The 12,802-nt window shown below is 56.0% G+C and carries 12 protein-coding genes and 1 pseudogene; 7 read left to right on the top strand and 6 right to left on the bottom strand.

Annotated features, from left to right (window positions below):
* Positions 1-234: 234 nt before the first annotated feature.
* Positions 235-1,659: a PLP-dependent aminotransferase family protein gene (locus ACMYSP_RS09530; RefSeq protein ID WP_434586499.1), complete on the bottom strand. Its 1,425-nt coding sequence runs from the start codon at positions 1,657-1,659 to the stop codon at positions 235-237.
* Between the two features lie 177 nt (positions 1,660-1,836).
* Here ACMYSP_RS09530 and ACMYSP_RS09525 point away from each other — a divergent pair, with 177 nt between their 5' ends.
* The 4 genes from ACMYSP_RS09525 (at position 1,837) to ACMYSP_RS09510 (ending at position 4,816) form a co-directional block, all read left to right on the top strand.
* Complete coding sequence (locus ACMYSP_RS09525) at positions 1,837-2,001, top strand: DUF1127 domain-containing protein (protein WP_434586498.1); 165 nt, start codon at positions 1,837-1,839, stop codon at positions 1,999-2,001.
* A gap of 222 nt (positions 2,002-2,223) precedes the next feature.
* Positions 2,224-2,688 (top strand): MarR family winged helix-turn-helix transcriptional regulator, encoded by a 465-nt coding sequence (locus ACMYSP_RS09520; RefSeq protein ID WP_123757673.1) that lies wholly within the window; start codon positions 2,224-2,226, stop codon positions 2,686-2,688.
* 6 nt (positions 2,689-2,694) lie between these two features.
* Positions 2,695-3,762 (top strand): HlyD family secretion protein, encoded by a 1,068-nt coding sequence (locus tag ACMYSP_RS09515; protein WP_434586497.1) that lies wholly within the window; start codon positions 2,695-2,697, stop codon positions 3,760-3,762.
* Positions 3,752-4,816 (top strand): DUF2955 domain-containing protein, encoded by a 1,065-nt coding sequence (locus ACMYSP_RS09510; RefSeq protein ID WP_434586496.1) that lies wholly within the window; start codon positions 3,752-3,754, stop codon positions 4,814-4,816. The genes ACMYSP_RS09515 and ACMYSP_RS09510 overlap by 11 nt, the downstream gene beginning before the upstream one ends.
* Before the next feature lie 62 nt (positions 4,817-4,878).
* On the opposite strand, the gene ACMYSP_RS09505 is transcribed toward ACMYSP_RS09510, so the two are convergent.
* Together ACMYSP_RS09505 and ACMYSP_RS09500 are read right to left on the bottom strand one after the other, a co-directional pair.
* Positions 4,879-5,118: a DUF2164 domain-containing protein gene (locus ACMYSP_RS09505; protein WP_434586495.1), complete on the bottom strand. Its 240-nt coding sequence runs from the start codon at positions 5,116-5,118 to the stop codon at positions 4,879-4,881.
* 61 nt (positions 5,119-5,179) lie between these two features.
* Complete coding sequence (locus ACMYSP_RS09500) at positions 5,180-6,106, bottom strand: LysR family transcriptional regulator (protein WP_434586494.1); 927 nt, start codon at positions 6,104-6,106, stop codon at positions 5,180-5,182.
* A 222-nt stretch (positions 6,107-6,328) separates the two neighbouring features.
* Between ACMYSP_RS09500 and ACMYSP_RS09495 the strand changes: the two genes are divergently transcribed.
* Positions 6,329-7,561 carry a dicarboxylate/amino acid:cation symporter gene (locus ACMYSP_RS09495; RefSeq protein ID WP_434586493.1) on the top strand — a complete coding sequence of 411 codons (1,233 nt, stop codon included), beginning with the start codon at positions 6,329-6,331 and terminating at the stop codon, positions 7,559-7,561.
* Between the two features lie 37 nt (positions 7,562-7,598).
* The gene (gene metC, locus ACMYSP_RS09490; RefSeq protein WP_434586492.1) at positions 7,599-8,789 is read left to right on the top strand and encodes a cystathionine beta-lyase; all 1,191 of its coding nucleotides are present in this window, start codon (positions 7,599-7,601) and stop codon (positions 8,787-8,789) included.
* A gap of 43 nt (positions 8,790-8,832) precedes the next feature.
* On the opposite strand, the gene ACMYSP_RS09485 is transcribed toward metC, so the two are convergent.
* The 3 genes and pseudogenes from ACMYSP_RS09485 to ACMYSP_RS09475 all read right to left on the bottom strand — a co-directional run bounded on the left by ACMYSP_RS09485 (position 8,833) and on the right by ACMYSP_RS09475 (position 11,635).
* Positions 8,833-10,104, bottom strand: a complete 1,272-nt coding sequence (locus tag ACMYSP_RS09485; RefSeq protein WP_434586491.1) for a DUF445 domain-containing protein — start codon at positions 10,102-10,104, stop codon at positions 8,833-8,835.
* A 5-nt stretch (positions 10,105-10,109) separates the two neighbouring features.
* The gene (locus tag ACMYSP_RS09480) at positions 10,110-10,772 is read right to left on the bottom strand and encodes a LysE family translocator (RefSeq protein ID WP_434586490.1); all 663 of its coding nucleotides are present in this window, start codon (positions 10,770-10,772) and stop codon (positions 10,110-10,112) included.
* 34 nt (positions 10,773-10,806) lie between these two features.
* Positions 10,807-11,635 (bottom strand): annotated as a pseudogene (locus tag ACMYSP_RS09475) (helix-turn-helix domain-containing protein).
* 227 nt (positions 11,636-11,862) lie between these two features.
* Here ACMYSP_RS09475 and ACMYSP_RS09470 point away from each other — a divergent pair.
* On the top strand, positions 11,863-12,786 hold the full coding sequence (locus ACMYSP_RS09470; RefSeq protein ID WP_434586489.1) for an Rpn family recombination-promoting nuclease/putative transposase: 924 nt from the start codon (positions 11,863-11,865) through the stop codon (positions 12,784-12,786).
* Positions 12,787-12,802: the final 16 nt, after the last annotated feature.

The following is a 12,802-nucleotide window of genomic DNA, read 5'->3' as shown; positions in this document are numbered from 1 at the left end:
GTCCGGGCTACCTACTACCAACGGCGGGGTATCTGTAGCCCCGGTCAGCACAGCTCCCCGGAGGCGGCGCTTTGCGCCTTGTCCGGGCTACCAACGGCAGGGCATCTGTAGCCCCGGTAAGTACAACTCCCCGGAGGCGGCGCTTTGCGCCTTGTCCGGGCTACCTACTACCAACGGCGGGGCATCTGTAGCCCCGGTCAGCGCAGCGCAACCGGGGTTCAACAGGCGATAACCTTATTCTGGCGCCTGCTCCATTGCGACTTTTACCGCCATCCCCAGTTGGACCATCACCTCCCGGTGCTTTTCAACTGGCGGCAGCGCGCAGTTGATTCGCAGACAGTTGCGGTATTTCCCTGAGGCTGAAAACAGCGATCCCGGCGCGACCTGGATTTTCATACGGCACAGTTGCTGGGCGACGCAGACCATGTCGACATGTTCAGGCAGCTCCACCCACAGCATATAGCCGCCTTTCGGGCGGGTAACGCAGATCCCGCAGGGGAAATATTCCCGCAGCCAGCAGGTGTAAATCTCCATGTTGCGCTGGTAGATCTGGCGCATCCGCCGCACGTGGCGATGGTAGTGTCCTTCACGAATAAAGGTGGAGGCCGCCAGCTGCGTGGAGGGTACGTTAGTACCACTGGCGGCGTATTTCATCTGCAGCAGGCGATCGTAATAGCGGCCCGGTGCGATCCAGCCGATGCGCAGACCCGGTGCGATAGTCTTGGTAAAAGAGCTACAGAGTATCACCCGGCCGTCGATATCCCAGGAATGGATCGTGCGCGGACGGGGATAATCGGTGGCCAGTTCGCCATAAATATCATCCTCGAATATCACGATATCGTGGCGCTGGGCGAGGGTCAGGATCGCGCGCTTACGGGCATCCGGCATGATAAACCCCTGCGGGTTATTGCAGTTAGGCACCAGAATCACCCCTTTGATCGGCCACTGCTCCAGCGCCAGTTCCAGCGCTTCAATACTGATCCCGCTGTCCGGATCGGTTGGGATTTCAATGGCTTTGATCCCCAGTCCCCGAAGCAACTGCATCGTGCCGTAATAGGTCGGCGATTCAACGGCGACGATATCACCGGGCTGGCACACCGACAGCAGGGCCAAAGACAGAGCGTTGTGGCAGCCGCTGGTCATCACCAGATCGTTGGCGGTGACCACGGAACCGCCGTCGAGCATCAGGCGGGCAATCTGTTCACGCAGTTCACGACGCCCCGCCAGTTCATCATAGTTGAGCACTTCGCTGAGATTATGTTGTATCACCCGGCTGAGTTCGCGCCAGAGTGGTTTCAGGCTGGGCTGGGTAACGTCCGGTGAGCCGCCGCCGAACGGAATAATCGATTTGTCGTTACGCGCGTCGAGCATAGTCAGCACCTGATCCCATTGGGTGATCTCGACCGGGCGCTGAACCGGACGCGACATCGGCGGCACCGGCGGCTGGGCTTTGCGCGGGGCCACAAAATAGCCGGAGCGAGGCTGCGGGGTGATCAGCCGCTGTTGTTCCAGGGTCTGGTAGGCCTGCTGAACGGTACTGATGCTGACGCCGTGCTCCTGACTCAGATTGCGCACCGAAGGCAGCTTTTCGCCGTCGCGATACAGCCCTTGTTCAATACGTTCCGCCAGCAGATTGGCCAGATGTTGGTAACGCGTCATGCTGTATCCCTTGTAGTCGCCATACAGATAAATAAACCAGTACAGATGGCTGGAAAAAACGCCACGCAGATACCGTTTTAGCCAATCTGTATGTTAAAGAAAAGTGATTTGTGCATCTGTATTGTCAGGCCTCGGATCCGCGAAGATAAAGCCTCTGGCAAGGTGAGGAGGTAAAGGATGGAATTTCATGAGAACCGGGCAAGACAGCCGTTTATCGGCTTTATTTTAGTAGGGCGGATGATCAGAAAATGGTGGATCAGGCAGAGAACGCGGCGGGTTTTGCAGCGAATGAGCGACGAACAACTAAAAGATGTAGGGTTACGACGGGATCAGGTCAATTAAAAAATGCTACCTGGCTTGTCCCCCGGTTTGTCGCTCCGGTAAGCGTAGCGCACCGGGGGATCCCCGGATGGCGGCGCGGACGCCTTATCCGGGCTACCGTTATCCGGCAACCTCGCGATAATGCATTCACAATATTTATCAATTGATGCTGCTACATCGGCTGTTTCTTGATACTTACCCTGATAAGTATTATTTTCTTGTCAGCTAACTGAGGAAAGAAACATGACCGAAGACGAACTGTTTGCCCGCCGCCCGATGGGGATGCGAATGGCGATGGTGGTGCGCCAGTGGCGCGCAACTATCGACGCTGCCATCACCGATACCGGCCTGACTCAGTCAAGCTGGACGGTACTGATGCAGCTGCATCAACTGGGGTGCAACGTCTCGGTCAGCGAACTGGCGGAAGTGCAGGGCATTGAACTGCCGCCGCTGATGCGCACCCTCACGCAGCTTGAAAACCAGGGCTACCTGGTGCGTTCAACCTCTCCCTATGACAAACGCATACGTCTGCTGACGCTCACGGCGGAAGGTCGCTCGACGCTGGAAACGCTGAACCGCGTGATTGAGGTTTATCAAGCCCGCGTCACCCGCACCATTCCCGAGGCCGACCTCGAGACTTTCAGTGCCACATTAAATCAAATCGCCTGCAATTTGCGGACAATCCGCGAAGAAGATAACAAGATCTAACACACTATGATGACGCCAGAACAAAAGTTTGCCCGTTGGGTAAGGGTAAGTATTGCCGCTTTCCTTGTCATATTCGCCTGGTTTATTGTTGCCGATATCTGGATCCCGCTGACGCCGGATTCAACCGTGATGCGGGTGGTGACGCCGGTATCGCCCCGGGTCTCCGGCTATGTATCCCAGGTCTATGTACACAACAATAGCCAGGTGAAAAAAGGCGATCTGCTCTATGAGCTGGATCCCACGCCGTTTATCAACAAAGTCCAGGCCGCGCAGATCGCCTTTGAACAGGCGAAGCTGAGCAACCAGCAGCTGGATGCGCAAATTGCCGCCGCGCGTGCCAACCTTCGCACGGCGCAATACACCGCCCGCAACGACAAAGTGACGCTTGACCGCTATCAGCGCCTGAGCACCATGCAAAATGTCTCGCAATCGGATCTGGATAAGGTGCGCACCACCTGGCAGACCAGCGAGCAATCAGTCAGCGCGCTGAATGCCAGCATTCAGAACCTGCTCATCCAGCGCGGAGAGCGCGACGATAGCCGTAACGTGACGCTGCAAAAATACCGCAACGCCCTGGAAGAGGCGCAGCTCAACCTCGGCTGGAGTAAAGTCCATGCGGAAACGGACGGAATGGTAAGCAACCTGCAGCTCAATCCGGGACTGTATGCTACGGCAGCCACGCCGCTGCTGGCGCTGGTCAGCAACCATACCGATATCGTCGCCGATTTCCGCGAGAAAAGCCTGCGCCATACCGCCGTGGATACCGATGCCGCCGTCGTCTTTGATGCCCTGCCGGGCAAGGTGTTTCCGGCACACGTCACCAGCAGCGACGCCGGGATTTTAGCCGGACAGGAAGAGGTCAATGGCCAGCTATCGCAGCCGGAACAATCCACGCGATGGGTACGTGATGCCCAACGTATGCGCATTCATGTCGCCCTCAATGAGCCGCTGGAGAAAGCGCTGCCGACCGGTGCGCGAGCCACGGTACAGCTCTACAACAGCGATGGCCCGTTTGCCCGCACCTTTGCCGGCGTACAGATCCATCTGGTGAGCCTGCTGCACTATGTCTATTAATACGCTGGCGCGCGTCTTCACCCCGCACGGCAATATCGTCTACACGGCAAATGATTTTCGCCAGACGTTGCGTATCGCCTTTGCCGGGATGATATCGCTGAGCATATCGACCTTCTACGATGTGCAGTATGGCGTTTTCTTCGTGGTCTATCCGCTGATGCTGCTGTCGCTGGTGCCGGTATTCAACCGGCACGTTGCCAGACAGTTTATCTTCAGCGCGGCAGTGAACTGCGTTGAAATGGTATTGATTGTCGGGTATCTGTCGCAATGGCCGATCGTCATGACGCTGGTGGTTTTTGGCCTTTACGTAATGCGCTTTCGGTTTATGAGCCAGGGGCCGCTGTTCCTGCTGGGGTCGATGGGCGTGGTCTGTCAGAGCACCATGCTCAACTTTATGAGCTACACCAGCAGCAACTGGCACACGCTACTGTTTTCGAATATGGAAGCCTGCGTGATGGCGGTGGCGCTCAGCGCCTTGATGCATTACCTGATCCCTGACGTCGAACCGCGTAAGCCACCGCCGCGAATCGAGAAAGACGCCGCCCGCGTGCGCCATGAATCGCTCCTCTCTGGTACCGTTGCGACGCTGATTTTTGTGGTTTTCCAGATGTGCGATCTGAGCGATTCTCTCTCGGCGCTGATGGCGGGGATCCTGATTTTATTCCCGATGCACTATCGCGGCGCGGTGATAAGTTCAGTATGGCGCGTGGTGGGCGTGGTGCTCTCTTGTCTCTATATCCTGGTAGTGCAGCTGGTTATCTATGATTTCAGCAATCATATGGTATTGATGATGCCGCTGATTGGCCTGGGCCTGGCCTTTAGCGCCCGCCTGCATGTGATGGAAAAGGTTGGTGCAGGGGTGGGCTTCGCCAGTATCACCACTATCGGGATTATGTTCGGTCAGAACCTGCACCCGGACCAGGATCTGATCTTCAGCGATCTCTACCGCATCACTTCGGTGACCACGTCGCTGATCGTGACCCTGACGCTGGTCTTCCTCGTACACCGTATTCTGAACTGCTTTGCACCGACGCGGTTTGTTATTACCGATTAGCATCAACCCGGCCAGGCCACGCTGTCTGACCGGGAAGCCCCTGTGGCGCATTTTGTCCGGCGCTAATAGACCTTTTTCAAATCCATCTCTTCCTGAATGCGCTCGCTGTAGGCGACGTGGGTGCGGATCGCCTCCTCAATCCCGGCGTTATAGAACATGGGCCCCAGCTCTTTTGCGATAAAATCGACAAAGAATTCGGCGTCAAACTGCTCCAGTTCGAGGTCAAAATTATTCTCACAGTAGGTGCACAGCTTTTCGCGTAACAGGTCGCGTTCGGCGGAGGTCAGGTTGATATCAGCCATTTTTAGCTCCTTAAAAAGGGGTCAGAAGTCACCACAAAATACGGATCGCGGGACGCCGGTGCTAGTGCGGGATCCAGTTGTCCCATGCCGGCACCGGACCTAATTCTGCCACCAGAAAATCGATAAACGATCGTACCTTAGGATTGCTGTATTTGCTGGGGAAATAGAGCGCATACAGTGTATGCGTTTCGCAGGTAATGGTGCCATCGAGGATCAGCGGCGTGATTTCTTCTTTCTGAATATGATCGCCGATTAAATAGGTGGGCAGATAGGCCACACCTTGATCTTCCAGTACTGATTTTAACAGTACCAGGCTGCTGTTGGCCTGGATCGGCATGTGCAGCTTCAGCTGATGCAGGCGATCCTGCTCATCTGCCACCTTCAGGACCGGCGTCAGACCGGGGTAAACCAGGCAATCATGATTCACCAGATCGCTGCGTCGTACGGGCATGCCTTTCTTCGCAAGGTAGCCAGGCGATGCGCAATAGGCCCAGCGGATGGGGACCAGTTTACGCATGGCGTAGTTTTGCGGTGGGGCGGTGGAAATACGTAAGGCGATATCAAAATCGGTGTCATTAAGATTGACGAAATTATCGTTCAGATCAATATACAGATTTACATCCGGATATTGCTGACGATATTTATCCACCAGGTTGACCAGCCGGGAGTAACCAAAGGCAATAGAGCAGGTAATACGTAATTCACCCTGCGGATTATGATAATAGCCGGAGGTGGTATTTAAGGTGTCATCAAACTCTTTTAGTAACTTATTGGCGCGATTAAACAAATATTGCCCGGCATCGGTCAGGGTAATACTGCGGGTCGTGCGCTTAATTAAAGTGGTTCCCAGGGTATCTTCCATCGCGGAGAGGCTTTTGCTAACCGCCGAGGGGGAGACGTTAAGCTGTGCGGCGGCCTCTGATAATCCTCCGCAGTCGACAATCTTGATAAAAAACTCCAGATGCTTTAACGAGATGGGGTTGCTCATTCTTTCCTTTAATTCACAAGTGATTTGCAAAAACGGTACGAATGAGCCGTTACATTCGTGCGTAAAACATGTGACTATTGAATCACAGGAAACAACTTGCTGGCAAAATGAAAAAATAACAAGTTAAGTGAGTTGCATCACAAAATACAAGGAGGCGGCACGAAAAGTTATTACTTTGTGAATTTCATCTCATCAATATAATTTTAATTAAAGGTACCGGTTATGTGGTCACGACTCGAACCCTACAAATCCTCTATTATTTTATTAATTGCTCTGGTGATTGGCGGCCTGACTGGTATTTACGCCCCGGGGCTGGCTGGTAAGCTGCAACCGATAGGTCAGATATTCCTCAACCTGTTATTTATGATTATTGTTCCGCTGGTGGGTATCAGCGTCATGTCGTCGATTGCCAGTATGACCGACCTGAAAAGGCTGGGGCGTATTATGGCGATTATCTTTATTGTCTCGATCGCCATGGCATTTATTCCGGCGGCAGGCATCGTTGCGCTGGCGTTATGGTACAACCCGGCGCAGGGCGTCACTATCGATCTCTCGCAGTCGGTACAGGCGGGCAGCGGGCAGATGGATTTTGTCAGCATGATTACCACCAGCGATTTTATCGGGCTGTTTTCAAAGTCCAATATTCTGGCGCTGATCGTGATGGCGATTATTGCCGGCGTCGCCATTGGGCAATCGGAGCAGGCGGGTAAACGCATCGCCTCGCTGCTGGAAGATGCCAATACCGTCATTATGAAGATTGTCTCAATCATTATGAAAGTCGCGCCAGTCGGCCTCGGCTGCTATTTTGCCGCGACGATGGCCAGCCAGGATTCCGCGCTGCTGCTGACCTTTGCGCGGGCGATTGGCCTGTTTATGGTGGCCACGCTGGTCTATTTTATCTTCGGGTCCATTTTATATTCCTGGATCGGGGGTGGTATACCGGCGGTGAAGGCGTTCTGGCGCAATGCGGTGGAGCCTTCAGCAACCGCACTCGGGACCTGCTCCTCATTAGGGACGTTGCCTGTGACGTTGCGCGCTGGTAAAGCGATGGGCATTAACCCGGAAATCGTCGATGTCTCTATTCCGCTACTGGTGAATCTCAATAAAGGCGGGGTGGCAATGATTGCCGCGCTGAAGATCGTCTTTATCTATTCGGTGCTGGGGATGGAATTCACCACCGAAACCTTCTTCCTGACCATGCTGATCGCCGTGCTCTCCGCCATTATCGTCGGCGGCGTGCCGGGCGGGGCCTTCCTCGGGGAAATTTTTATTGTCACCACGCTGGGACTGCCGATGGAAGCGATCCCGATGCTGGTGGTGCTCGGCACCATCACCGATGCCCCGGCTACCCTGATCAACGTGATTCATGATTTGAACGCCGCGCAAATTGTGGAGCGCTTCGCCGGAAAAAAGCAGGCACAGGCTGAGCTTAATTCCACAGCAGCTGCTGCATAAATTTGCCCACGGATAAAAGGATGTCACAGGAGACGTTATGAACAAGAAACTCAAACTCGACACGCAGTTAGTTATCGCCGGGCGCGACAAGCGCTACACCCAGGGAGCGGTGAATCCGGTGATCCAGCGCGCCTCTTCGCTGGTCTTTGAGACGGTGAAAGACAAAAAATTTGCCACCGCCAATCGTGCCAATGGCGAGCTGTTTTACGGCCGCCGCGGGACCTACACCCATTTTGCCTTTCAGCAGGCAATGAGCGAGCTGGAAGGCGGTGCGGGCTGTGCGCTCTATCCCTGTGGCGCGGCGGCAGTGACTAATGCCATTCTGGCGTTTGTACAAAGCGGCGACCATATCCTGATGACCGGCGCGGCTTATGAACCGACGCAGGACTTTTGCAATAAGATCCTCAGTAAATTCAACGTTGAAACCACCTATTACGACCCATTGATCGGCGCTGATATTACCCGGCTGCTGCGTCCTGAAACGAAAGTGGTCTTTCTGGAATCCCCCAGCTCGATCACCATGGAGGTACAGGATGTGCCGGGCATGGTGAAAGCGATCCGCGCGGTGAATCCGGAGATCGTCATTATGATCGATAACACCTGGGCGGCAGGCGTGCTGTTCAAGGCGTTGGATCTCGGCGTGGATATTTCTATTCAGGCAGGTACCAAGTACATCATTGGTCATTCGGATGCGATGCTGGGGACGGCGGTGTCCAACGCCCGCTGCTGGGATCGTTTACGTGAAAACTCCTACCTGATGGGCCAGACGCTGGATGCCGATACCGCCTATAACGGTAGCCGTGGGTTACGCACGCTGGCGGTGCGCCTTAAACAACATGAAGTAAGCAGTATCCAGATTGCGCGCTGGCTGTCGGCGCGACCAGAGGTGGCGCGGGTGAATCACCCGGCACTGGCCGAATGCCCCGGACATGCCTGTTTTCAGCGTGACTTCACGGGCAGCTCAGGCCTGTTCTCCTTCATCCTGAAAAAACGGCTGACCGACGAGCAGTTGGCGGCGTTTCTCGATAACTTTACCCTGTTCCACATGGCCTACTCCTGGGGCGGGTTTGAGTCACTGATTCTGGCGAACCAGCCGGAGGAGCTGAACAGCATTCGCCCGGCCGGGGATGTTGACTTCAGCGGGACGCTGATCAGGGTACATATCGGGCTGGAAGATGTTGATGATCTGATTGCCGATCTGGATGCCGGCTTTACCCGTATCGGCTAATGACAGGGCCCTGCCAGCGCGGCGGGGCCACTGTTTTCTCCGCTTAATGCAGGAACAGCGCCGGGATCTGCGAAAGTAACCACAGGACCAGGCCGATGCTGCCGCCGACAAGGGTGCCGTTAATGCGGATATACTGCAGATCTTTACCAATATTGAGTTCAATCTGCCGTGACATATCCCGTGCATCCCAGCTCTTCACCGTATCGCTGATATGGCGGGTCAGGAAGGTGGCAAACTCCGGAGCAACCCGATGTGCCGCCTGCTCAAGGTGTTCGTTCAACGACTCGCGTAGCGCCTCATCATGGACTAACGTCTCGCCGAACCACTGCCCGGCATCGGCAATCCGCTGCTGTATCCGCGAGTCGTCACTGCTGACATCGTTTTTAATCCACGCCCGTAGGTCGGCCCACACCTCGCCGAGATAGCGGTTAAAAGTCTCATCGTTTTTCAGCCAGGCCTTCATGTTCTCCGCTTTTTCCGCCATTAGCGGATCGGTTTTCAGGTTGTCGATCAGTTTCAACGTCGCCCGATCGAAGGCCTGGCGGATCTGATGGCTGCGATCCTGGGTAACCTCGTCGAGCAGCGTATTCACCGCATCGGTGACCATTTCAGCACTGTGCTCGCCCAGCCATTCGGTAGGCAGGATTTTGGCCTTCAGCGGGTGCTCGGTCTCCAGCCAGCGGACGATCCCGCGGGCCACAAAGGCACGTGAACTGTCGCGCTGCAGCAGCGTGATAAGCTGGGAAATCAGCGAGTCCAGCAGCTTCTGATGACGGTTATTGCGGGTTAATCCCTCCAGCATCATGGCGCTGGTTTGCGTCAGGTCGACCTTATCTATGGCCTTATGTACCGCCCGGCGCAGCAGGCGCTGAATGCGTGCGTCGTCGGTCAATTCCAGAAAACCGCTCATCACCTGTAGCAGGTGGTGGCCCACCCGCCGGGCGTTTGCCGGCTGGCTGAACCAGTTACCGAGCATCAGGGCTGGTTCATAGCGGCGAATCAGCGCCACCAGCGATGGGGTATCGAGAAACTTCTCCTGCACGAAATAGCCGAGGTTATCAGCGATCCGATCTTTATTGCGCGGAATAATTGCCGTATGCCGGGAGATAAACGGCAGCGGAATTGGGCGAAACAGTGCCACCACCGCAAACCAGTCGGCCAGCGCTCCGACCATCGCCGCTTCGGAGACAGCCTTCAGCGCGCTGACCCACGGCGTCGGCGGCAGCAGCAGCGTGGTGATAAAAATGGCGACCGCAATCAGCAGTAGCGACAGTGCCAGGAGTTTGGCGCGTTTCAGTTCAGCGAGTTTTTCCATAGGCTTTAAGCATATAACCTGACGGCGGACTCATGCAAAAACTGCCACATAATCCACAGGCCAAAGCCCATCAGTACCGCGCCCGCCGCCCGCTCGACGCGCCAGATTATACCGGATAAGCGATGCTGGACTGGCCCCAGCGCCATTAGCGACACCAGCAAGAGATCCCATATCAGCACCACGCTGACCATCCAGATACCGCAGCTTGTCTGCTGGAGCAAGGTGACATCGGGACCGAGCAGCGAAGTCATTAATGCCAGATAAAACAGGGCGTTCTTGGGATTGAGCAGCGACGAACCTAGCCCCAGCAGCAGCTGTTTACCCGCCGAGGGACGGGTATCGCGCGCGGCCTGCCACGCCAGGGGGGCCGGGGCGCTTTTCAGCAACTGGCGGCCAATCCACAGTAAATACGCCGCGCCCAGCAGTTCAACCACCGTAAACAGCAGCGGCGCCTGACGCAGTACGCCCCAGCCGATAATCGCCAGCACAATGTACAGCCCGTTGCCGACGGCGATGCCAAGGCACAGGCCGACGCTGCCGCGCAGGCGATAGCGCAGGGCGTAACCCATCAGTAAAAAGAAATCGGGCCCTGGACTGAGCAGGGCGACGAAGTGGGAGAGGGCCAGCGCCGGAAAGGCGGGCGGAAAAAACGACGTAAATATATCCATAGTGACCTCTGAATAAATCAGCGGTCAGCCTACGTCAGAGAAAACATAACTTATTGTTTGATATTGATCGGCCTTGCGGCGTACTGACCTGGTGTGGCGGCGGTGTAGCTGACAAAGGTTTTATGGAAGTGGCTCTGGTCGGCAAAACCGGCCTGATAGCCGACGTCGGCTATCTCATCCCCGGCGCGCAGCCGCGCTTTGGCAAATTCGATGCGCGTCATGTTCATATAACTGACGGGCGTCAGGCCGGTATCCTGCTTGAAGGTGCGGATCAGCGTCTCTTTACGCAAGGCGAACTCGTGGGCCAGGACATCGAGCGAAGGTGGAGCCTGCGGGTCCGTTGCCAGACGATGAGAAAGCTGCGAGCTGGTGTCGCGCAGCGGCGGCACCGCGGCGGCGTGCAGCGGCAGCGAGCGGAGCAACTGCGCCACCAGCGTGGGCAGATTTGTTGTTTGCTGCTGCGCCATCAGGGCCACTATCTGCTGATAGCGGTCGAAAAGCTGGCGGTTCCGGATCACCGGTTGTGGCGCATGCAGCTGCGTCTGGGGCGGGAGAGGCGGCAGCTGTTGCAGGCACCACGCCATGTCGAGGTACAACATATGGTAGCTGCGTGGCCGACCCTCGCACGGGTTACAGCTGTGTGGCGCGTTTGCCGGGATAACGATCAGATCGCCCGGCTGCAGCAGATACGTTTGCCCGTCGCACTGGCAGCAGGTTTCCCCGGCGATAATGGCCCCCAGCGACAGTTGCGGATGGCGATGGCGTTTATAGGCCTGACGACTGTGCCGGGTGCTGCGCAGTTCCAGCCAGGGCAGTGTTTCATCGCGCCAGAAGGCCTGCACAATGTCACGGGTAAGGCTCACGGCATGCTCCTTTGCTGAGGGGATGGCTCGTTTATAGCACGCCTGCCCGGGGCTGTCTTCGGTCTGGTCTCGTGAATTTCTGCGAGCAGGCTGCAGAAAATATGTCGTTATTACCATCGGGGAAAAAGCGTTTCCGGCCCGGCTCGTAAACCCTGAAACGGTGAGGTGTTTTAAGGTTTGCTGGCAGGTAGAGTCGTGGTCATTATCCGTCGCACGGGCAGGCCACAATGAAAAAAAATGCAACGTCGACGCCGCATGATGCGGTTTTTAAGCGATTTTTGCGGCATCAGGATACGGCTCGCGATTTTCTCGAGATCCATCTGCCTGCTTCGCTACGCCAACGTTGCGACCTAGAGACGATGCAGCTTGAATCCGCGAGCTTTATTGAAGAGGACCTGCGCGCCTGTTACGCCGATGTGCTGTGGTCGCTAAAAACGACCGCTGGCGATGGTTATATTTATGTCGTTATAGAGCACCAAAGTTCGCCGGACGCGCATATGGCGTTCCGGCTGATGCGTTATGCCATTGCCGCTATGCAGCGCCATCTCGATGCCGGGCATCAGCGCCTGCCGCTGGTGATACCGATGCTGTTCTATCACGGTATCGCGACCCCATATCCTCACTCGTTATGCTGGCTCGATGACTTCAGCCATCCGGCTGAGGCCCATGAACTTTATGCCACGGCTTTTCCGCTGGTGGATATTACGGTGATCCCAGATGACGAGATCGCCCGGCACCGCCGCGTCGCGCTGCTGGAGTTCATGCAAAAGCATATCCGCCGGCGCGATCTGTCGGGGTTAACCGAGCAGCTTATTTTCATTTTGGTTAAGGAATATACTAATGACAGCCAGTTGAAAACGCTGTTTAATTATCTGGTGTATTCCGGCGATACTCGCCGTTTTGGCCAGTTTATTCAGGAACTTGCCCGACGGGTGCCGCAACACAAGGAGGAGCTGATGACGATTGCGGAAAGACTTCGTGAAGCAGGACGCCGAAAAGGAAAGCAGGAAGGGCGGCTTGAAGGGCGGCTCGAAGGCCAGCGTGCGGAAGCGGTGCGTATTGCCCGCACCCTGCTGGCAGAAGGACTTGCGCTGGAGAGGGTTCTGCGAATTACCGGCCTGCCCGAAGAAGAGATTATCAGGTCGCGATGACCGGGCGATACTCGCC

Origin of the sequence: Klebsiella sp. R390 (genome assembly GCF_051131745.1) — a bacterium.
Taxonomy (GTDB): domain Bacteria; phylum Pseudomonadota; class Gammaproteobacteria; order Enterobacterales; family Enterobacteriaceae; genus Klebsiella.
This window is presented reverse-complemented; position numbering and strand designations above follow the sequence as displayed.